Genomic DNA, 20,722 nt, shown 5'->3' on the forward strand with positions numbered 1-20,722 from the left:
GGGCCGGCGCCTCAGTCCACCAGCGTGAACTGCAGCAGCAGATTGCGCTGGATCAGGGAGAAATTGTCGTCGGAGACCATGGTCAGCACGGTCTCGCCCGCCTCCGTGACATGGGCGTCGATGCCTTCCATGTTGTCGATCTCGTTACCGAGATCGGCATTGAAGATCGCGGGGCCATCGACCACGGCGCCGGGCGCGATATCGGACAGCGCGAGACGGCGGATGCGGATGCCGACTCCGCCGAACCAGGAGAATTTCCGCTCCAGGATCAACAGACCGCCCGACGGCAGCAGGACCGCGTCACTGATGTCGAAATTCTCGGTGCGGCGGACGCTGAACTGGCCCGGCGTCTTGCCGCCGACCAGGAAGGCAATCAAATTGCCGCTCGCATCGAGCCCGCGTTCCGAGAACGCGATCAGCGTGCCGGCGAGCGGCTGGCCCGTGGCCTTGGGCACGAAGACGAGGCCCTCCAGCCCCTTGTTGTTCGGAAGTTTGCGGGCGGCCGCCGGCAGCGGCACCACCTCGCCGCGCGAGCGGGTAAAGCCCTTGGCGAAATCGAAGCGCAGCACCTGGTTGACCCGCTCGAGCCCGACATAGGCGAACGAGCCGTCGAGCGCGAGCGATTCCGAATCATACCAGCCGCGGGTCACGGTGATCGGCCTGCCGTCGGCGCCGAGCAGCGGTGCCGCCTCGACGTCGTCGAGCCCGACCATCTCCCGGCCACGATAGACGATGCGACCGGTGAACCAGCTGCCCTGATCGCTGACCGCGATAAAGCGCTCGCCCTTGGGATCGAGCCGCAGCGCGGAGAGGCCGCCGAAGCCGGAGAACGACGAGGTCAGGATCAGCCCGCTGCGATACTCCAGCGCGCCGAACCGCGTGCGCGCGCGATCGCGGGTGTCGAACGACGGCAGCGGCCGTGCGTTGACGTCGATCGAAACCGGTTCGTTGACCCGGTAGGGGCTCGGCCTCGCAGCCGGCCTCGGCGTTGCCGGCGGCTGGGTCGCGCTCTGTGCCTGCGCCAGACGCGGCAATGCGGCGGCCGACAGCCCCGCCGCCACACCCTGGAGGAAACGGCGGCGGCTAGGGGGTGAGCGCATGTCTCACGAGTGGAGGCGGCGCCGGATGCCCGGCGCGGGCGCCGAGCCGTGAGTCTCGCTGAACAGCTCGGCGAGCTTTTCGGTGATGGCGCCGCCGAGCTCTTCGGCGTCCACGATGGTCACGGCACGGCGATAGTAGCGCGTCACGTCGTGACCGATGCCGATCGCGATCAGCTCGACCGGCGAGCGGGTTTCGATCTCGTCGATGATGTGACGCAGATGCCGCTCGAGATAGTTGCCGGGATTGACCGACAGCGTGGAGTCGTCGACCGGCGCACCGTCGGAGATCATCATCAGGATGCGGCGCTGCTCGGGACGCGCGAGCAGGCGCTTGTGCGCCCAGTCGAGCGCCTCGCCGTCGATGTTCTCCTTGAGCAGGCCCTCGCGCATCATCAGGCCGAGATTTTTTCGCGCGCGACGCCAGGGTGCGTCGGCCGATTTGTAGATGATGTGCCTGAGATCGTTGAGGCGGCCCGGATTGGCCGGCTTGCCGGCGGCAAGCCACGACTCGCGCGACTGCCCGCCCTTCCAGGCGCGGGTGGTGAAGCCCAAGATCTCGACCTTGACGCCGCAACGCTCCAGCGTGCGCGCCAGGATGTCGGCGCAGGTCGCGGCAACCGTGATCGGACGGCCGCGCATCGAACCTGAATTGTCGAGCAGCAGCGTCACCACGGTGTCGCGGAAGGTCGCCTCCTTCTCATGCATGAAGGACAGCGGATGATAGGGGTCGGTGACGACACGCGACAGCCGCGCCGGATCGAGGATGCCCTCCTCGAGATCGAAATCCCAGGCGCGATTCTGCTGCGCCATCAAGCGCCGTTGCAGGCGGTTGGCGAGCCGCGCCACGATGCCCTGCAGATGCGCGAGCTGCTTGTCGAGATAGGAGCGCAGACGCTCGAGCTCGTCGTGATCGCAGAGGTCCTCGGCGGCGATCACCTCGTCGAACTTCGGCGCGAAGGCGTGATATTCCGGACCGCGCGGCTCGTTCTGGCCGCGCGCATTCGGCCGAGTCGCCTCGCCCGGCGTCTCGTCGTCGCCGAGCTCGCCGTCGTCGAACGTGTCCGACGTGGAGGCCTGCGCGCTCTCCATCGCGCTTTCGCTCATCTCTTCCGCGGACGTCTGCGCCTGGTCGGCGCTCATCTCCTGCGCGGCATCGGAGTCGGGCGAGCCCTCGGCGCCGGACTGATCGCTCTCGCCGTCCTGGTTCTCGTCCTGGTCGTCGTCATCGTCGGAATCCATGTTGCGGTCGTCGCCGAGATCGAGCGCCGACAGCAGATCATGGACGAGGTCGCCGAACCTCGCCTGGTCCTCGGTGAAACGGCTGAGCTTGTCGAGCCGCGAGCCGATCTTGTCCTCCAGGGTCGGACGCCAGAGATCGACCATCTTCTTGGCGGCCGCGGGTGGCGCCATGCCGGTGAGACGTTCGCGCACCAGCATCGCCAGCGCATCCGATAGCGGCGCGTCGGCGCGATCGGTGATCTCGTCGTACTTGCCGCGGTGGAAATGATCGTCGAGCATCGCGGTGAGGTTCTTCGCAACGCCCGCCATTCGCCGCGAGCCGATCGCCTCGACGCGCGCCTGCTCGACCGCCTCGAACACGCCGCGCGCCTGCGGATTGCCCGGCATCAGCTTGCGATGCACCTTGGGATCGTGACAGGCGATCTTGAGCGCGATCGAATCGGCGTGGCCGCGCACGATCGCCGCATCGCGCTTGGTCATCTTGCGCGCCGGCTCCGGCAGCCGCGCCTTGCCGGGCGCGAGCCCGGGGCGCTCGGCGGCGAAGGAGACCTCGAGCTCCGGCTTCTTGGCGATCGCCTTCAGGCACGCCGACACCGAGCGCTTGAACGGCTCGGTCGGCGCTTCCTTGGATCCGGGACGGAATTTGATGTTGGAGGTTGTCATAGCGATTTCGTAAACCAATGGCGCGTTACGCCGCCGGGATACCCCTCAATCGAACCGAACTCTTTATATCCGTTGGCGCGGTAGAAGCCCGGCGCCTGGAAGCTCATCGTATCCAGATAGGATCGCGTCGCTCCGAAGCGCCGCGCCTCGTCCTCGATCGCCTTGATCAGCTTCGCACCAAAGCCCTTGTTGCGAAACTTCTGCTCCATCCAGAACAACTGGATGAACAACACCGCGGTCCAGACCTCGCCGACGATGCCGCCGACAATCTCGTCGCCTTGCCGCAGCGAGATGGCGAAGCGCTTGTACTTCTGCTTCCCCATCTTCTCGTTGTTGTAGTGGAGCAATCCGCCGAGCACCGCTTTCTTCGTCTGTGTGACTGTGCGCTCGACGGAGATTTTCGGCATGGACTAGCTGAGCGCCACGTTGACCGAGGATTCCGGCAGCTCGACGTTGAAGCAGCGCTGGTAGAACTCGGCGACCAGCGGCCGCTCCAATTCGTCACACTTGTTGAGGAAGGTGACGCGGAACGCAAAGCCGATGTCGTTGAAGATGTCCGAGTTCTCGGCCCAGGTGATCACCGTGCGCGGGCTCATCACCGTCGACAGGTCGCCGTTGGCGAAGGCGTTGCGGGTGAGGTCCGCAAGCCGCACCATCTTGTTGACGATGTCGCGGCCTTCCTGCGTTCGGTAGTGGCGCGCCTTGGCCAGCACGATCTCCACTTCCTCGTCATGGGCGAGGTAGTTCAGCGTGGTGACGATCGACCAGCGGTCCATCTGACCCTGGTTGATCTGCTGGGTGCCGTGATAGAGGCCCGAGGTGTCGCCGAGGCCGACCGTGTTGGCGGTCGAGAACAGGCGGAACGCCGGATGCGGCTTGATCACCTTGTTCTGGTCGAGCAGCGTCAGGCGGCCGGAGACTTCCAGCACGCGCTGAATCACGAACATCACGTCCGGGCGGCCGGCGTCGTATTCGTCGAACACCAGCGCGATATTATGCTGCAGCGCCCAAGGCAGGATGCCGTCGCGGAATTCGGTGACCTGCTTGCCGTCCTTGACCACGATGGCGTCCTTGCCGACGAGATCGATACGGCTGATGTGGCTGTCGAGGTTGACGCGCACGCAGGGCCAGTTGAGGCGGGCCGCAACCTGCTCGATGTGGGTCGACTTGCCGGTGCCGTGATAGCCGGTGACCATCACGCGGCGATTCTTGGCAAAGCCGGCGAGGATCGCGAGCGTGGTCGCGCGATCGAAGCGATAGTCCGGATCGGTTTCCGGCACATGCGGATCGACTTCCGAATAGGCGGGAACTTCCAGATCGCTATCGATCCCGAAGACCTGCCGGACCGACACCTTCATGTCGGGCAAGCCGACGACGGGTTCTTGTGTTTTGGTCTGGACGGCGGTCGTCATTCATCCTCCGAGGTCACGGGCATTCCCGAAACCAGATTAATCGTTTGGCTGCGGATGGGGTGCTAGGCACAAGCCTAGCAGAGAGCAACGGCCGGCAGAAGCCCGCGGGCCAATCAAAGTTCCGTTGTCCTATCATGAAGATAGGTCCGGACGCCGGTTTTTGAAAGGCTGCCCTGCGAATCACGCCGTACTTTTGCCGCAGCGCGTGGGCGCCCTGGCTTTCCGAGGCACTTTTCACCCCGGCAGGGAGTTGTTAGCTCTCAAGTCGATATCACCGCTGCATGGGAATTTTGTGACTTCATTCCTTGACCCGTTCATCGCGTTCGTTTCGGCCCATGCCTGGCTCGCCTATCTGACGCTGTTTCTGGCCGCCCTGCTGGAAGCGGTTCCGGTGATCGGCTCCCTGGTGCCGGGTTCGACCATCATCCTGGCGTTGAGCGCGCTGGTGCCGGGCGGGGAACTGAAGCTGCTCCCGGTGCTCGCCGCGGCGGCCGCCGGCGCGATGCTCGGCGACGGCACCGCCTATCTGATCGGCCACCGCAGCCAGCGCGAGATCCTGTCGGCCTGGCCGCTCTCCAACTATCCGCGCGTGGTGGCGCAGAGCGAGGCGTTCTTCAATCGCTGGGGCGTGCTCGCGGTGTTCTTCGCCCGCTTCGTGCCGCCGATCCGCGCCTTCGTGCCGATCACCGCCGGCGCGCTCGACATGCCGCCGGCGCGCTTCTACGCGGTCAACATTCCCGCGATCCTGCTCTGGGCGCCGGCGCATGTGCTGCCCGGCGTGCTCGCGGTGACCGCGCTGCACGACTATGCCGGCCTGCCGCATCATGGCCATGTCGGCAAGCATCTCTGGATGTTTGCGGTCGCGGGCGGCGCCGTAATCCTGGCGCTGGCCATCTGGACCATCCGCCGCCGCCATGGCGGCAGCCTGATCGAACCGGCCAAGCCGGCGAAATAGCTAGATGCTGTTGGTGGTCCCGCCACGCCCGGGTGCCGGGCCGACATAGCGGGCACGCGGCCTGATCAACTTGCCGAGCTGAAGCTGCTCGCTGGCATGCGCGATCCATCCGACGCTGCGCGCCATCGCAAACAGCGCCAGCTCGCTGCCCGCCGGCATCCGCAGCGCATGCACCAGCACCGCCAGCGCGTAGTCGATGTTGACGAATTCGCCGGTCGCCTCCGCGATCCGCTCCGGGACTTCCCTGGTGAATTTGCGCGGCGCGCCGGCCCGCGTCAGCGCCTCGAGCAGCGAGATCGCGCGCGGATCGCCCTTCTTGTAGACGCCGTGCCCGAAGCCGGCGAAACGTTCGCCAAGCGCGACGCGCTCGCGAACCACCGGCGCAACGTCGTTGTCGAGCATCGTCTTGACGAGGCGCGAGGCGAGCACGCCGGCGCCGCCATGCATCGGGCCCTTCAGTGCGACGAGACCCGCGATCACGGCGTCGTACAGATTGAGCCCGGTCGATGCCGCGCAGCGCGCGGTGAAGGTCGAGGCGTTCAATTCATGATCGGCGAGCAGCACCAGCGCGCGGCGAATCAGGTCGGGCGCGTGCTTGTTGTCAGGCGTCCAGACCCGCGCCACCTGCTCGTGCAGCGGCTCGTTCGATGGCGCAGCGTTCAGCATGGTCGCGACCAGCAGCCGCAAGATGCGGCCGCCGACCATCGCGCGGCCATCCGGCGCGCGCGTGAAGGCGCCGGGATCGGCACTTGCCGCCAGCGCCAGCACGGCGACCGTCCGGTCGATCGGCTGGGCGCGGCGCGCGGCCTCAGCGATGGCGCGCATTTCGTCCGAGACCTGCGGACAATTGTCCGGCGCGAACGGATCGACGCCGGTGACGTCCCACAGCAGCGTCGCGGTGTGCTCCAGCGTGTCGCGCTCGGCGAGCTCGACGCAGTTGACGCCGCGATAGATCGGGCCCTGCTCGGTAATGGTCGCGATCGCCGAATCCATCACCGGCAGGTCGGCGTCGAAATTGCGGAAGCCGCGCGGCTCCGGCGACGGCACGCGGCGCTCCTTCAACCCCCTGATGTCCTCGGCGCGGTAGCGGTGGCTGCGCGAATCCGGCGACGGCTCGGAGCGGATCAGCCCGCGGCTGACATAGGCGTAGAGGGTCGCCGGCGAGATCGCGAGCTCGGCCGCGGCCTCCCGGGCGGAGAGGTAAAGCTCGGCGGATTTTTTCATATTGATTTATATAATCAAGATTGATCAACTCGTCGAGAGGCCTGACCCTGAAGGGGTTAAGCAAGGAGATCAGGCCATGAATATGCATCTCACCAAGAGCCGGATCGGTCTGGACGGCGTTCCCGCCGCCGAGACCGTGTTGAGCCATGTCGACGGCGAGCGCGGCGAGTTGATCATCGCCGGCGAGCACGTCGCCGACCTCGCGGACAAGTCGAGCTTCGAGGGCGTCACGGCGCGGCTGTGGAACGGCGCCACCGGTAAGGCGCTGAGCGAAGCCAATGTCCGCGCCAGCCTCGGCGCCGCCCGCGAACGCGCCTTCGCGCGGCTGCCGGACCTGCTGCCGGCGACGCGCGGCATGTCGATCGTCGACGGTTTCCGGGCCGCGATCGCCGGCCTCCGCGGCGAGAACGGACTGGAGCACGAGGCGACCATCGCCGGCGCCTTCCCGGTGATCGCGGGCGCCCTGGTCCAGCGCGCCAGGGGACATGACCCGATCGCGCCGGACCCGAATGCCGGCCACGCCGCCGACACGCTGCGGATGCTGCTGAACCGCAAGACCGAACCGCGCGAGGTCGCCGCACTCGACGCCTATCTCGTCACGGTCTGCGACCACGGCATGAATGCGTCGACCTTCACCACGCGGGTGATCGCGTCCACCCAGGCCGATCTGTTCGCGGCGATCACCGGCGGCTATTGCGCGCTGACCGGCCCGCTGCATGGCGGCGCGCCGGAGCCGGTGCTCGAAATGCTGGACGCGATCGGGACGCGCGAGCGCATCAAGCCCTGGGTCGACGGCGCGCTGGCGCACGGCGAACGGCTGATGGGGTTTGGTCACCGCGTCTATCGCGTGCGCGACCCGCGCGCCGACGTGCTGAAGGTCGCGATCGAGCGCCTCGAGGCCAGTGGTGCCGACCTGCCATTTGCCGCCGAGGTCGAGGCCTATATCCGCGAGGCACTGCGGAAGAAGAATCCGGAGCGGCCGCTCGAGACCAATGTCGAGTTCTTCACCGCGATTCTGCTCGATGGGCTGGAAATCCCGCGGCAGGCGTTCACGCCGATCTTCGCGGTGGCCCGCGCCGCCGGCTGGACCGCGCACGCCCTGGAGCAGCGGCGCACCGGAAGGCTGATCCGGCCGAGCTCGTCCTATGTCGGGGCGATGCCGAAGGGCTGAGAGCTAACGCCGACCCGTAGCCCGGATGGAGCGCAGCGAAATCCGGGAGCGGTGTGACCTCGGATAGAAGGGTCCCGGATTGCGCTGCGCTTCATCCGGGCTACAAAACTGCACCGTTGGACGATGGCGGAGCCACACACTCCGCCGTCGTCCCGGCGAAGGCCGGGACCCATACGCCGCGGCCCATCGATGGGGCAATCGGGCAGACATCTTGTGCGAACGATAACGGCCGGTGGTTATGGGCCCCTGCTCCCGTGGGCAACTGCGCACTAGGCAGGGGCGACGAGGACGAGAGAGCTCAGGCCTCGCGCACCACGGTCTTCAGATAATTGTACGCCTTGATGATCTCGATCAGGCGATCCTCGGTCGAGCGGTCGCCGCCATTGGCGTCGGGATGGTGCTGCTTGACCAGCGCCTTGTACTTCGACTTGACGTCTTCGAGCGTCGCCTCGGCCCCTAACCCCATCACCTGCAGCGCCTTGCGCTCGGCGTTCATGATCTTGCGGGTCTCGGGCTTGGGCTCCGCGCCGCCCGGTCCGGGGCGCCAGCGGCCGCGGCCGTTGAGCTCGGAGAACACGTGGAACGGATCGGCGGCGGCATCGAGACCGCTCTCGCCCTTCTTGCCGTTGTTGGCACCCATCTTCCAGGTCGGACGGTGGCCGGTCAGCGCGTCCTTCTGGTAGCGCGCGACATCGTCAGGATTCATCCCCTGGAAGAAATTGTAGGACTGGTTGTATTCGCGGACGTGATCGAGACAGAAGTGCCAATACTCGCGCGAATTCTCGCGGCCCTTCGGGGCGCGATGCGCGCCCTTGTTCTGGCAACCCGCCCACTCGCAGGTCACGGCCTGCTCGCCGGCCTGCGCCTGGCGCTTCGCACTCACCTTGGTCGGCTTGATGCGAATGGAGTCGAAGAATTTTGATGAATCGATCGGCATGTTCTCTTTGACTACGCAATGCACAAATCTTCAAGTCTTGACATTGCGCAGACCTCGTTTCCCGCTTGCACCATTGACGAAAAGCTGTCGCGAACCTAACTCCGCCGCCATGAGCACCAAAGACGCTATCATAAACAAGTTGCGTGAAGCTTTCTTGCCGGAAAGCCTCGACGTCGTCGACGAGTCACATCTGCATGAGGGCCACGCCGGCCACAGGCCAGGCGGGGAGACGCACTTCCGGGTATATATTGTGTCTCCGGCCTTCGAAGGGAAGAGCCGGATCGAACGCCATCGCATGATAAATGCGACGCTGGCGCAGGAACTCGCCGGCTCGGTGCATGCGCTGGCGATCCACGCCCACGGCCCCGGGGAAAAGCCGCGCTAGTGCGCGCTTGCCTCAAGACGAAGCAGTGGTTTTCCTTTATGAGAACAGGATGGACCTGCTCCATAGGTGAGCAGGTGAAACTACGGATTGCACCGCCACGCATGATATGGGGCCATCGATGATCCCTTGCTGGCCACGTTTCCGGTCGATCGTCACCGCCGCCAGCCTGCTCCTGATCTGCGCGATGCGTCCGGCCTCGGCGCTGGACATGCCGAGCCCGTTCGTCCAGGAGGTGCTGATCAAGAGCATCCTGGTGTCGCTCAACGATGCGGTGGCAGCGAATAATTTCACCGTGTTCCACGCCAAGATCTCAAAGCCGTTCCGCGACCAGTTTCCGCCGGACAAGCTCAAGACCATCTTCAAGGATCTGGTCGACAAGCATGCGGTGTTCGACGCCGTGGTGGCCAAGCCGATCGTGCTCGATGAGGACGCCAAGATCGACGACAAGGGCGTGCTGCGGCTGAAGGGGCATTTCGACACCACGCCCAAGCAGGTGAAGTATCAGCTCGGCTTCATCCCCTCCGACGGCGCCTGGAAGCTGTCGGGCATCTCGATCGATATCGAGTAGCGAGGCACATCCATCAGACCCGTCATCCTGAGGTGCGAGCGAAGCGAGCCTCGAAGGATACACGGCCCCGCCGGTGGCCGTCGACCCTTCGAGACGCCGCTTCGCGGCTCCTCAGGGTGACGGTGGCGCATTTGCGCTTGCCGCCCAGCGCTAGAACGCCGTCCCCGCCCGCTTCGGCTTCTTCTCCTCCAGCTCGGTCTCGCGCGGGACGGCGACGATGCGCAGCGCGGTGATGCGGTTGCGCTCGCGGCGGAGCACGCGGAAGCGGAAGCCGTGGAAGGTGAAGCTCTGGCCGCGCTCCGGGATCGAGCGCGCCTCGTGGATCACGAGGCCGGCGACCGTGGTCGCCTCCTCGTCCGGCAGGCGCCAGTCCATCGCACGGTTGAGATCGCGGATCGGCACCGAGCCGTCGACCACGACCGAGCCGTCCGGCTGGGCCCGCACGCCGGCGACGACGACGTCATGCTCGTCGGAGATGTCGCCGACGATCTCCTCCAGGATGTCCTCCAGCGTCACCATGCCTTCGACCTCGCCATACTCGTCGACCACGAGGGCGAAGTGGGTCTTGCGGCGGCGGAACGCCTTCAGCTGTTCGGAGACCGGACGCATCTCCGGCACGAACCAGGGCGGCAGCGCGATCGCGGTGGCATCGATCGCGGACATGTCGCCGTCGTTGGCGCGCATCGCGCGCAGCAGGTCCTTGGCATGGAGCACGCCGACGATGTTCTCCGGCTTCTCGCGCCACAGCGGGATGCGGGTGTATTCGCTCGCCAGCACCTCGCGCACCAGTTCTTCCGGCGGCAGGTCGGCGTTGACCATGGTCATCTCGGTACGATGGACCATGACGTCGGAGACCTGCAGCTCGCTGAGATCCAGCAAGCCGCCGAGCATGTCGCGGTCCTGCTTCTCGACCTTGCCCTCGTGATGCAACAGATCGACCGCACCGCGCAGGCGTTCGGTCGGCGACAGCACCGCCTGATGCGCCCCGACCTTGATGCCGAGCAGCTTCATCAGCGCCAGCACGATGGTCTCGATGATGGTGAGCAGCGGCCCCAGCACGAAGATCGTCAGCCGCATCGGCCGCGCGACCAAAAGCGAGATGCGGTCGGGCGCGTTGATCGCGATGGTCTTGGGCAGCACCTCGGCGAACACCACCACCATCACGGTCATGACCGCGGTGGCATAGAGCACGCCGACATCGCCGAACCAGGCGGTGAACACGCCGGTCGCCAGCGCCGAGGCGCCGATATTGGCGATGTTGTTGCCGAGCAGCAGCGCGCCGATCATGCGCTCGCGCATGTTGAACAGCTTCGACACCACGCCGGCATCGGTGTTGCCCTGCTTCGACAGCCGCAGCATGCTGGCGCGCGAGGCGCCGGTCAGCGCCGTCTCACTCGCCGCGAAAAACGCCGAGATAAACAGACAGAGCAGCACGATCGAGAAGGTGAACCATCCCACTGAATTGATCCGTGGTTAGAGCATGATCCGGAAAAGTGTGTCGCGGTTTTCCGAAAAGATCATGCTCAAATCAAAGAGATAGAGTGCGATGACGATCCGAGGAAGAGTCATCCCGCTCTAGGCCTTCAGCTTGGCTTGCAGGAAGTCGCGCACCGGCTGCGGCTCGACATTGTTGGCGATCACGGCGCGGCCGACGGCCTCCAGCAGGATGAAGGTGAGCTTGCCGCGCTTGACCTTCTTGTCCTGCGCCATCAGCGCCAGGAGCGCGTCGGCGTCGGCAAGACCTTCCTGCGCGAAGCCTGCGATATCCTGCAGGCGCGTCGGCAATCCGACCGCGGACAGATGATGCGCGATGCGCCCCGCATCGTCGGACGATATCATGCCGAGCTGCGCCGAGAATTCCGCCGCGAGCACCATGCCGACCGAGACGCCTTCGCCATGGAACAGCCGGTCGGAGAAGCCGGTCGCGGCTTCCAGTGCATGGCCGAAGGTGTGGCCGAGATTGAGCAGCGCCCGCTCGCCGGTCTCGCGCTCGTCACGGGAAACAACGCCCGCCTTGGCACGGCAGGAGGTCGCGATCGCGTGCTCGCGCCCGGCGCCGCCGGCGAAGATGTCGGCGTGGTTCTTCTCGAGCCAGGCGAAGAAGGCCTCGTCGCCGAGGATGCCGTATTTCGCGACCTCGGCGTAGCCGGCGCGGAACTGGCGCGGCGACAGCGTGTCGAGCACCGAGGTGTCGGCGATGACCAGCACCGGCTGGTGGAATGCGCCGATCAGGTTCTTGCCCTGCGGCGAGTTGATGCCGGTCTTGCCGCCGACGGAGGAATCGACCTGTGCGAGCAGCGAGGTCGGCACCTGCACGAAATCGACGCCGCGGCGCAGGATCGCGGCCGCGAAGCCGGCGAGATCGCCGACCACGCCGCCGCCGAGCGCGATGACGAGGTCATCGCGCTCGATCTTCGCCGCGATCAGCGCTTCGCTGACCTCGGTTAGCGTGGCATAGCTCTTCGAACCCTCACCTTCCTCGACCACGATCCGCGACGTCGGCACGCCTGCCGCTGCGAGCGACGCCTCGGTCGGGTCCAGCCAGTGCTTCGCGACGGTGCGGTCGGTGACGATGGCGGTACGCACGCCGGGCCGCAGCGCCGCGACACGCTCGCCGAGCGACTGCAGCACGCCGCGGCCGATGACGATGTCATAGGCGCGGTCGCCGAGCGCGACGTCGACGGTAACGGAAGCGGAATGCTTCAAGGGCGCAGTCATGAGGTCGCGTTCAATCCGTCAGGTGGTGGCTCGTCGGCCGGACGCGCACCGCACAGATGCGCATGCAGGGCCTCGAGGCATTCGTCGACGATGCGGTCGTGCGGCACGTCGCGCGAGGCAATCGTCAGATCGGCATTCCGGTAGACCGGCTCGCGCTCGCTGAGCAGGCGGTTGACGGTCGCCTCGGGGTCGGGGGTGTGCAACAGCGGACGATCGGCGCGGCGGCGCACCCGGCGCATGATGATATCACTGTCGGCCTTGAGCCAGATCGAGATCGCTCGGTCGCGGATACGATTGCGGGTCTCCTCGCGCATGAAGGCGCCGCCGCCGGTCGCCAGCACGATCGGGCCGTTATCGAGTATGCGGGCGATCACCCGCGCCTCGCCGTCGCGGAAATAGGGCTCGCCGTGGGTCTCGAAGATCTCAGGGATCGTCATCCGGGCCGCCGCTTCGATCTCGGTGTCGGCATCGGCGAACGGCAGCTTGAGCCGTGCCGCCACCCGGCGGCCGATGGTCGACTTGCCGGCCCCCATCATGCCGACCAGCACGATCGACCGCGTCCCCAGCACGGCCGCGATGTCGGCCTCCAGGGTCGGGTGGGTGGGCGCCGGTACGGCTGCGTCGGACATCAAAAAGCTCGGATATTGGGACGAATTGTTCGGAATTCGAGCCACCTATACTACCCCCGGCGACACCCTTACCAGCGACTCTTGCAACCGCGCGGGGAACATGTTGGATGATTTCATTGGTTAATTCGCCGCCCGAGTCGCCTCCATGCCCAGCCTGTTCCGCTTCCTGACGGTCGTCGCCGTGATTTTCGGGATCGGCTACGGCATCGTCTTCGCGCTGGCGAATTTCGTGCACCCGAAACCGCGGGAAATGACGGTGACCATCCCACCGGATAAGTTCCTCAAGAAATAGGCGCTATGATTCTGGCATGCCCGCTGCTGCCAAACATCCCGCCAAGACCCTCGCCAAGTCCTCCGACGCCAAACTGACCGCGTTGTTCCTCGACATGCTCGCCGCGGAACAGGGCGCCGGCGCCAACACGCTCGACGCCTACCAGCGCGACCTGACCGATTTCTCCGATTACCTCGCCCATGCCGGCGCCGATTTCACCAACGCCGACACCGAGACGCTGCGCGGCTACCTCGCCGACCTCGATATCAGAGGCTTCAAGTCGACCAGCGTGGCGCGGCGGCTGTCGGCGATGCGACATCTCTACCGTTTCCTGCTCAACGAGCGGATCCGCACCGACGATCCGGCCGCGATCCTGTCCGGCCCGAAGCGCGGCCGCGGCCTGCCCAAGGTGCTGTCGATCGCCGACGTCGACCGCATGCTGACCCGCGCCAAGGAGCTGACCCAGACCGACGTCTCGCCGGCGCAGCGGCTGCGCGCGCTGCGGCTCTACTGCCTGCTCGAGGTGCTCTACGCCACCGGCCTGCGCGTCTCCGAGTTGGTGTCGCTGCCGGTCTCCGCGGCGCGGCGCGATGCGCGGATGATCGTGGTGCGCGGCAAGGGCAGCAAGGAACGGCTGGTGCCGCTGAACGACGCCTCGCGCCAGGCGACGGCGGACTATCTCGCGGCGCTGGAGGTGATGCAGCCGAAGGCGAAGAAAGCCGCGCCGTCGAAATGGCTGTTTCCGTCCTCCGGCGAGAGCGGCCATCTGACCCGGCAGCATTTCGCCCGCGACCTGAAGGAGCTTGCGGGCGCCTCCGGCCTTGCGCCGCGGCTGGTCTCCCCGCACGTGCTGCGTCATGCCTTTGCCAGCCATCTGCTGCACAATGGCGCGGATCTGCGCATCGTGCAGACCCTGCTCGGCCACACCGACATCTCGACCACCCAGATCTACACCCATGTGGTCGAGGAGCGGCTGAAGAGCCTGGTGCGCGACCTGCATCCATTGGCGGAGAAATCGTAGCGGTCCGTAGCCCGAATGGAGTGCAGCGAAATCCGGGAATGGTATTTCCGCCGATATAGCTCCCCGGATTGCGCTTCGCTCCATCCGGGCTACGAGCAATCCGCCTTGACTTCCGCTTCGTCTCCGCAGAAAGAGCGTCACCTGCTTGCGATCCCGAAGCGTGCATTCCACCCGGATGCGCGTTAACCGTTTGAAGTTACAAAGCTTCTCTTTCCAACGCCGAAACCGCTTCGCCCCTCGCACCGATCTTCCCTATATTGAGTTGATGCCCGACCCGATGCGCAGCTATCTCGACTTCGAAAAACCCGTCGCCGAGCTTGAATCCAAGATCGACGAGTTGCGTGCGCTTGCCGCGAGCGGCAGCGACATCGGCGACGAGGTCGCGCGGATCGAGGACAAGGCGGCGCAGGCGCTCACCGAGCTCTATTCCAATCTGACGCCGTGGCAGAAGACGCTGGTGGCGCGGCATCCGCAGCGGCCGCACTTCACCGATTTCATCGGCGGCCTGATCACCGAATTCACACCGATGGCCGGCGACCGCAAATTCGCCGACGACGAGGCCCTGGTCGGCGGCTTCGGCCGCTTCCGCGGCGAGAGCATCTGCGTGGTCGGCCAGGAGAAGGGCGCCACCACCGAGAGCCGCATCAAGCACAATTTCGGCATGGCGCGCCCCGAAGGCTACCGCAAGGCGGTACGCCTGATGGAAATGGCCGACCGGTTCGGCATCCCGGTGCTGTCGATCGTCGATTCCGCCGGCGCCTATCCCGGCATTGGCGCCGAGGAGCGTGGCCAGGCCGAGGCGATCGCGCGCTCGACCGACGCCTGCCTGTCGCTCGGCGTGCCCAATGTCGCGATCGTCACCGGCGAAGGCATGTCGGGCGGCGCCATCGCCATCACCACGGCGAACCGCGTCCTGATGATGGAGCACGCGATCTACAGCGTGATCTCGCCGGAGGCGGCATCCTCGATCCTGTGGCGCGACGGCACCAAGGCGCAGGAAGCCGCCAACAGCATGAAGATCACCGCCCAGGACATGCTGCGCTTCGGCGTGATCGACCAGATCCTGAGGGAGCCCTCGGGCGGCGCTCATCGCGACCCCGCTGCGATGATCGCGACCACGGGCGACGCCATCGCCCAGGCGCTCAACGACCTACGAAATCTTGATCCGGACGCGATTCGCAAACAGCGCCGCCAGAAGTTTCTCGATATCGGCCGCAAGCTCGGCTGAGGCGCCCAAACCGCCCGATTTTTCGCCCAAATCGACCAATTTTGCCCTAATTGGGCCCCGAGCCGGGTCTTTAACATTCCTTGAACCATGCCTGCTACCGTGAGGGCTGTCCGCCCCGGTTCAGGTTGCGAGCAGGGGTCGTCGAAGGCTAATATTTTACACAATGGCTTCAGGGCATATTCGCCGTGTTGGGGTCGCGAAAATCGCCCGGTGGGTGTGGAGCTCGGACTTGACTCATCGCACGCTCGTACGCGCGCTTCTGACCTCGGCGGTCCTCGCCGCAGGCGTCATGCTCGCCGGTTGTGACAGCGACCAGATCTCGCTCGCGCAAAACGCCAAGGCCAACCAGCCGGTCCCGCCAAAGCTCGTCGCTGCCATGACCGAAAAGGACATGGACATGCAGTCGCCGATCCTGGTGCGGCTGTTCAAGCAGGAGGCCGAGCTCGAGGTCTGGAAGCAAAACCGCTCCGGCCAGTTCGCGCTGCTCAAGACCTATCCGATCTGCCGCTGGTCGGGCGATCTCGGTCCGAAGGTCCGCGAGGGCGACCGCCAGGCGCCCGAGGGGTTCTACTCGATCAACCCGAGCCAGATGAACCCGCAATCGGCCTATTACCTGTCGTTCAACACCGGCTATCCCAACGCCTTCGACAAGGCGCTCGGCCGCACCGGCTCGCAGCTGATGGTGCATGGCGACTGTTCTTCGCGCGGCTGCTACGCGATGACCGACGAGCAGATCGCCGAGATCTACTCGCTCGGCCGCGAATCCTTCTTCGGCGGCCAGAAGGCGTTCCAGCTGCAGGCCTATCCGTTCCGGATGACGCCGGTGAACATGGCCAAGCACCGCAACAATCCGAACATGCCGTTCTGGAAGATGATTAAGGAAGGCTATGATCATTTCGAGGTGACGAAGCAGGAGCCGAAGGTCGACTTCTGCGAGAAGAAATACGTCTTCGACGCAGTCAAGGCGCCGAACGCGACCCGCGATCCGGTGTTCGATGCCTCGGCGAAGTGCCCGGCCTATGTGATCCCCGACGAGATCGCGAGCGCCGTGCGCGAGAAGGAGCAGCGGGATGCCGCCGAGACCTCCAAGCTGGTGTCCAAGGGCACGCCGGTGGCGCGCCTCAACACCGGCATCGACGGCGGCATGAACGCGATCTTCGCCTCGAAGATTCCGGAAGGAAACACCGGTCTCTCCGAAGGCGGCGACAGCCAGTCGCTGCAGTCGATGTCGCTGGCGCGCGCGCCCGGCACGATCCCCGGCACGGTCAACCCGCCGAAGCCCAATCTCGCGGTCCAGCAGGAAGAGCCGGTCGTGGCGACGACGTCGTCGACCCCGGTCGCGACCCCATCGTCGGCCGGCACCCGCGTTGCCTCGGCGAACGCGTCCGACAAATCCGCCTCTGACAAATCCACCTCTGACAAATCCGAAGGCTTCTTCTCCAGCTTTGCCCGCAAGGTCGGCATCGGCGGCACCGCCGACGCCAGCAAGACGACCGCACAGCCGCCGGCTCCGGCCGCTGCCGCACCCGCCAAGCCGAAGGTCGCCGAGGCCAAGCCGCAATCGGTGGTTCGCGTCGCCCCCAAGGCTGAGCCGAAGCAGGCCGCCAAGCCCGCACCGAAGCCGCAGGTCACCACCGCCGCAGCCGCCGCACCGGCTCCGTCGTCGTCGACCCAACTCGCCGGCTCCGCGCCTGTCGTGCAGACCAATTCGTTCGACACCCGCTTCTCGGCGGTGAAGTAGCAAGGGCGGCACGCCAGCGCCGCCGGTCGTTTGCGATAAGCATTTCAAGCAGCACACGGTGTCGTCCCTGCGGCCGCCGCAAATATTGTCGTCGTCCTGGCGAAAGCCAGGACCCATAACCACCGAACTTGATCGTGAATGGGATCGTGGCCCCAGCGTCGCGCTAAAGCTCTCATTTGGGGTAATGGGTCCTGGCTTTCGCCAGGACGACACTGAATGTGTGGCGCGGTCTGTGGGTCACGCCACAACGTTCTCGCGACATGATTTGTCCGAGCTTTGCTCTTCGTTCCGCCCTCTCCGTCGGCAGAGCGCGCAGGGAAAGCCGGACGCCGATCGCACCCAGGGCGCCGCACCGCCAGCTCGCGGGTTCGAACACCACGCTCCGTTACGCCGCATGCGCGCTGACAGGCGACCGTTACATTCCGTGGCTTTCGAAAACCTTCTTGCAGCTTCGGCTCAGGCTGGCCCGCTTCATCTGAAGACAGTTCTGCACGGCACCGTCATTGCCGAGGTCCTTCCGGCAGAAGCGCTGTGCATCGCGCGTGCACGCGCTCTGTTCCGATGGCGTACCGGAATGCTGCGCCAACGCGGCACCGCTGCTCATCATGGCAGCAGCAACAAGAGCTGCAATCGAAATATAGCGCATTGTGACTTCCTCCCGCGGCCTAACGGGCAGCCGGGGGCCTTCGTTCCTTTGGGAACCCGGATTCCACGCTACTTCGGCTGCGGGTCCTCAAGCCCCTTGCCGGGATCTTCCAGATGCCCAGTGCGCGCGAGGTCGACGGCGGCGCCGAGCGCCAGCGCGACATTGCGCACCTGTTCCTGAAAGGCCCTGTCTTCGTCGAGATCGCGATGCGACGTTGCATAGGGCTTCATGTAGCCGACATAGCCATCGATCTCGGCCCTGCCGCCGGCCGAGATCAACTCCATGTCGGTGAGCCAGTCCGCAAGAAAGCGGCGGCATGTTTCCGCGCCGATGCTGTCGCCGTGGACCACGATGCCGAAATGCCGGCCGCGCAAATGCTTGGGGTATGGCCAGCCCTTGAGTTCGAGCGCCTTGGCTTCGCTCGCGGTCTTGCCGTGGGTTGAGGTCGGATCGGGATTGCCGCCATCGGCGCAGACCAGGCGATCGATCATCGCCTTGAGTCCGGTCGGCGTCTGGTACCAGTTGACCGGCGAGATGATCATGATGCCGTGCGCGCGCACCCACAGCGGATAGATCTCGTTCATCCAGTCGTCGGTCTGCCCGAGCGAGTAGTTTGGATAGCAGCTGCACGGCCAGTGGCAGAGCGCCATCGAGGTGGACACGCAGGACTTGCAGGGATGAATCTCCCTGCCGAACTCCGACGTCAGCCGCGACAGATCGAGCACATCGACCGCGAGGCCCATCTCGCGAAAGGCAGACTCGGCGATCTCGACCATGCGCCAGCTTTTCGACATCTCGCCGGGACAAGTATGCTCGCTGCGCGAGGAGCCGTTGATCAGCAGGATATGCGGCGTTTCGTTTGGATCGTCGTGCCTGCGCTGGGCGTCGTCGATGGCATCGCGCGCGGACAGCCAATCGACCGCGAGATCGTAGTCGGGATCGGCAAAACCGGGACCGGCCTTGCGGGTAACCGGCGCCTTGCGCGATTGACGATAGGCGTCCCAGGCGCCGGCGATGATCGTCGCAAGCTCCGTCTGCATGGATTGAAAGACCGGATCGGCAAATCGCTTCCGGTAGCGCCGCTCGAATTCATCGCGCGGAAGCTTGACCGGCGGCATCCCCTTGCGAACGTCCGGCTCCGTCATCGACACCTCTCCCTGACTACAATCCATCGCCCGCCGTGCATCCCGGTTGGCGCGCGAAGTCTCGGGATGAAGCCTCGGAATTGAGCCTTGGGATCAGGTCGAGACGGGCAAGAGTTCAAGAGCATCGATCTGCATTTGGTTCCTTCGGGCGACGCCTTGCACGTCCCGTTATAGGACCCATGCCGCGGCTGGCGCGTTGGATTGGAACCTGACCATGCTTACGACAGCCAGAGTTCGAGCACGCCGCCAGCGAGGCGCCCCCTTCCCAATCACAATTCGCCCGACCGCGGCGGACGCCATGATCGCGCGTGCGATCGCCCGCAACACCGCACCTGCGCCGGAAGAGATCGCCCGCGGACTCACCTGGGGCGCTGACGAAAAGGTCCTGCTTGCGCTCGCCGCCGCCGGGTGGCTCGCCTCGCGTGGGCGCGGCGCCTCGCTCGAGCGCGCCGGGAATCACGCGCTGCTGGTGACGGTCGCAGCGTCGCTGCTGCCGCATGGCCTGAAATTGCTGTTCAATCAGACCCGCCCGGATCGCCTGACCGTGGTCGGCCACGCCAATGGCATCTCGATCTCGGGCAAGCGCGACGACGCCTTTCCATCCGGCCACGCGCTGCATATGGGCGCGCTGGCGTCGGCGGCCGCGACATTGCCCGCCGGCGCGCGCCGCGTAATCCAGTCCGTCGCGGTCGGCCTTTCGCTGACGCGCATTGCGGTTCTCGCACACTGGACGAGCGACGTAATCGCGGGATTTGGGCTCGGCGCGGTTCTCGAGCGGCTGCTGCGATTATGGACCGGCTATCCCGGTGACGATCCGCCGCGGAGCAAGGCGCGATGAGCGAATATGTCATCCGCTTTCTCGTGGGCGGAGCCGTGGTGTCGGCCTTCGCGATGCTGGGCGACATTCTGCGCCCGAAGAGCTTTGCCGGCCTGTTCGGCGCGGCGCCGTCGGTTGCGCTCGCCACCCTCGGCATCGCCGTGTACCAGCACGGCGCCGACTACGCCGGCCTGCAGAGCCGCGCGATGATGGCCGGCGCTGTTGCGCTGGCCGCCTATAGCTTCGTGGTCTGCCAACTGCTGATTCGCGTGAGACTCCGCGCTGCCCCCGCCACATTGCTGGCGCTGATCGTCTGGCTCGCGATCGTGTTCGGTTTGCTGGGCGTTGCCGGAGGACAGGCATGACACCGGTCCGCGTCTCACTGTCCTCGCTCAGGGAAAGCCGCTGGACCGAATATCTGATCCGCTTCGTGCTCGGCGGCGGCGTCGCCGTCCTGACCGGCCTGATCAGCAGCGCCTGCGGCGCCTATGTCGGCGGCGCTTTTCTGGCACTCCCCGCCATCTTCTGCGCCAGCGCGACCCTGATCGAGAAGCATGAAATCCGCCGCAAGCGGAACGCCGGCCTCGACGGCACATGGCGCGGGCAGCAGGCCGCGGCGCTCGATGCCGCGGGCGCGGCGCTCGGCGCGGTCGGCATGCTGGCATTTGCCATCGTCTTCTCGCTGACGGTGGATCGCAGCGTCCCGGCCGCCTTCATCGCCGCATCGCTGGCGTGGCTGATCTGCTCGGTCGCGGCCTGGCATGTGCGTCGCGAGATGCGATCGGCACGGCGGACGCGGACGCCGGGAGACGGCGTGATCGGCCGCAAGGCCGACCGCCTGCCGCATTGAAG

22 protein-coding genes are annotated in these 20,722 nt (G+C 65.8%); 11 read left to right on the forward strand and 11 right to left on the reverse strand.

Translation table 11 applies throughout. The features are described from left to right. Window positions 1-11 precede the first annotated feature (11 nt). Genes AC1VNY_RS27650 through cobS form a run of 4 tightly spaced genes read right to left on the reverse strand, consistent with a single transcriptional unit; the run spans window position 12 to window position 4,414 of the window. On the reverse strand, window positions 12-1,100 hold the full coding sequence (locus AC1VNY_RS27650; protein WP_482407570.1) for an esterase-like activity of phytase family protein: 1,089 nt from the start codon (window positions 1,098-1,100) through the stop codon (window positions 12-14). 3 nt (window positions 1,101-1,103) lie between these two features. Beyond that, window positions 1,104-3,002, reverse strand: coding sequence for a cobaltochelatase subunit CobT (gene cobT / locus AC1VNY_RS27655; RefSeq protein WP_304557354.1), 1,899 nt, complete (start codon window positions 3,000-3,002; stop codon window positions 1,104-1,106). Beyond that, window positions 2,999-3,409 carry a GNAT family N-acetyltransferase gene (locus AC1VNY_RS27660; protein WP_028343272.1) on the reverse strand — a complete coding sequence of 137 codons (411 nt, stop codon included), beginning with the start codon at window positions 3,407-3,409 and terminating at the stop codon, window positions 2,999-3,001. The genes cobT and AC1VNY_RS27660 overlap by 4 nt, the downstream gene beginning before the upstream one ends. A gap of 3 nt (window positions 3,410-3,412) precedes the next feature. Next, window positions 3,413-4,414 carry a cobaltochelatase subunit CobS gene (cobS, locus tag AC1VNY_RS27665; RefSeq protein ID WP_028343271.1) on the reverse strand — a complete coding sequence of 334 codons (1,002 nt, stop codon included), beginning with the start codon at window positions 4,412-4,414 and terminating at the stop codon, window positions 3,413-3,415. Between the two features lie 292 nt (window positions 4,415-4,706). On the opposite strand from cobS, the gene AC1VNY_RS27670 reads away from it, so the two are divergent. Further along, window positions 4,707-5,369, forward strand: a complete 663-nt coding sequence (locus AC1VNY_RS27670; protein WP_482407571.1) for a DedA family protein — start codon at window positions 4,707-4,709, stop codon at window positions 5,367-5,369. Here AC1VNY_RS27670 and AC1VNY_RS27675 read toward each other — a convergent pair whose 3' ends face one another. Next, entirely contained in the window at window positions 5,370-6,593 is a 1,224-nt protein-coding gene (locus AC1VNY_RS27675) for a citrate/2-methylcitrate synthase (protein WP_411781937.1), read from the reverse strand. It abuts the gene before it with no gap. 76 nt (window positions 6,594-6,669) lie between these two features. Between AC1VNY_RS27675 and AC1VNY_RS27680 the strand changes: the two genes are divergently transcribed. Then, window positions 6,670-7,764, forward strand: a complete 1,095-nt coding sequence (locus tag AC1VNY_RS27680) for a citrate synthase/methylcitrate synthase (RefSeq protein WP_482407572.1) — start codon at window positions 6,670-6,672, stop codon at window positions 7,762-7,764. 298 nt (window positions 7,765-8,062) lie between these two features. Here the strand turns inward: AC1VNY_RS27680 and AC1VNY_RS27685 are convergent, their stop codons facing one another. Further along, a complete protein-coding gene (locus AC1VNY_RS27685) occupies window positions 8,063-8,701 on the reverse strand; it encodes a J domain-containing protein (protein WP_038387781.1) in 639 nt (212 codons plus the stop codon). 109 nt (window positions 8,702-8,810) lie between these two features. Here AC1VNY_RS27685 and AC1VNY_RS27690 point away from each other — a divergent pair, with 109 nt between their 5' ends. Together AC1VNY_RS27690 and AC1VNY_RS27695 are read left to right on the forward strand one after the other, a co-directional pair. After that, the gene (locus AC1VNY_RS27690; RefSeq protein ID WP_028338206.1) at window positions 8,811-9,086 is read left to right on the forward strand and encodes a BolA family protein; all 276 of its coding nucleotides are present in this window, start codon (window positions 8,811-8,813) and stop codon (window positions 9,084-9,086) included. 118 nt (window positions 9,087-9,204) lie between these two features. Next, on the forward strand, window positions 9,205-9,654 hold the full coding sequence (locus tag AC1VNY_RS27695) for a hypothetical protein (RefSeq protein WP_482407573.1): 450 nt from the start codon (window positions 9,205-9,207) through the stop codon (window positions 9,652-9,654). A 150-nt stretch (window positions 9,655-9,804) separates the two neighbouring features. On the opposite strand, the gene AC1VNY_RS27700 is transcribed toward AC1VNY_RS27695, so the two are convergent. The 3 genes from AC1VNY_RS27700 to AC1VNY_RS27710 form a co-directional block, all read right to left on the reverse strand. Next, window positions 9,805-11,112 (reverse strand): HlyC/CorC family transporter, encoded by a 1,308-nt coding sequence (locus AC1VNY_RS27700; protein ID WP_028343265.1) that lies wholly within the window; start codon window positions 11,110-11,112, stop codon window positions 9,805-9,807. A gap of 117 nt (window positions 11,113-11,229) precedes the next feature. Next, complete coding sequence (aroB, locus tag AC1VNY_RS27705; RefSeq protein WP_482407574.1) at window positions 11,230-12,372, reverse strand: 3-dehydroquinate synthase; 1,143 nt, start codon at window positions 12,370-12,372, stop codon at window positions 11,230-11,232. Continuing rightward, complete coding sequence (locus AC1VNY_RS27710) at window positions 12,369-13,001, reverse strand: shikimate kinase (RefSeq protein WP_038387778.1); 633 nt, start codon at window positions 12,999-13,001, stop codon at window positions 12,369-12,371. The genes aroB and AC1VNY_RS27710 overlap by 4 nt, the downstream gene beginning before the upstream one ends. Window positions 13,002-13,146: 145 nt before the next feature. Between AC1VNY_RS27710 and AC1VNY_RS27715 the strand changes: the two genes are divergently transcribed. The 4 genes from AC1VNY_RS27715 (at window position 13,147) to AC1VNY_RS27730 (ending at window position 17,262) form a co-directional block, all read left to right on the forward strand. Next, window positions 13,147-13,293, forward strand: coding sequence for a hypothetical protein (locus AC1VNY_RS27715; protein ID WP_016843561.1), 147 nt, complete (start codon window positions 13,147-13,149; stop codon window positions 13,291-13,293). 16 nt (window positions 13,294-13,309) lie between these two features. Then, window positions 13,310-14,293 carry a site-specific tyrosine recombinase XerD gene (xerD, locus tag AC1VNY_RS27720; protein WP_482407575.1) on the forward strand — a complete coding sequence of 328 codons (984 nt, stop codon included), beginning with the start codon at window positions 13,310-13,312 and terminating at the stop codon, window positions 14,291-14,293. A 265-nt stretch (window positions 14,294-14,558) separates the two neighbouring features. Next, complete coding sequence (locus tag AC1VNY_RS27725) at window positions 14,559-15,521, forward strand: acetyl-CoA carboxylase carboxyltransferase subunit alpha (protein ID WP_482407576.1); 963 nt, start codon at window positions 14,559-14,561, stop codon at window positions 15,519-15,521. A 229-nt stretch (window positions 15,522-15,750) separates the two neighbouring features. Then, complete coding sequence (locus AC1VNY_RS27730) at window positions 15,751-17,262, forward strand: L,D-transpeptidase family protein (protein ID WP_482407577.1); 1,512 nt, start codon at window positions 15,751-15,753, stop codon at window positions 17,260-17,262. A 415-nt stretch (window positions 17,263-17,677) separates the two neighbouring features. Here the strand turns inward: AC1VNY_RS27730 and AC1VNY_RS27735 are convergent, their stop codons facing one another. Then, window positions 17,678-17,908 carry a hypothetical protein gene (locus AC1VNY_RS27735; protein WP_304497716.1) on the reverse strand — a complete coding sequence of 77 codons (231 nt, stop codon included), beginning with the start codon at window positions 17,906-17,908 and terminating at the stop codon, window positions 17,678-17,680. Window positions 17,909-17,976: 68 nt separating this feature from the next. After that, complete coding sequence (locus AC1VNY_RS27740) at window positions 17,977-19,053, reverse strand: flavodoxin family protein (RefSeq protein WP_482407578.1); 1,077 nt, start codon at window positions 19,051-19,053, stop codon at window positions 17,977-17,979. 214 nt (window positions 19,054-19,267) lie between these two features. On the opposite strand from AC1VNY_RS27740, the gene AC1VNY_RS27745 reads away from it, so the two are divergent. From AC1VNY_RS27745 to AC1VNY_RS27755, 3 genes are read left to right on the forward strand one after another with little or no spacing between them, the layout of a single operon-like run. Next, a complete protein-coding gene (locus AC1VNY_RS27745; RefSeq protein ID WP_482407579.1) occupies window positions 19,268-19,891 on the forward strand; it encodes a phosphatase PAP2 family protein in 624 nt (207 codons plus the stop codon). Next, a complete protein-coding gene (locus tag AC1VNY_RS27750; protein WP_482407580.1) occupies window positions 19,888-20,235 on the forward strand; it encodes a DUF3147 family protein in 348 nt (115 codons plus the stop codon). Before AC1VNY_RS27745 ends, AC1VNY_RS27750 begins: the two co-directional genes overlap by 4 nt. Then, entirely contained in the window at window positions 20,232-20,720 is a 489-nt protein-coding gene (locus AC1VNY_RS27755; RefSeq protein ID WP_482407581.1) for a DUF3147 family protein, read from the forward strand. Before AC1VNY_RS27750 ends, AC1VNY_RS27755 begins: the two co-directional genes overlap by 4 nt. Window positions 20,721-20,722: the final 2 nt, after the last annotated feature.

The sequence above is a fragment of the Bradyrhizobium ferriligni genome (assembly GCF_056837965.1).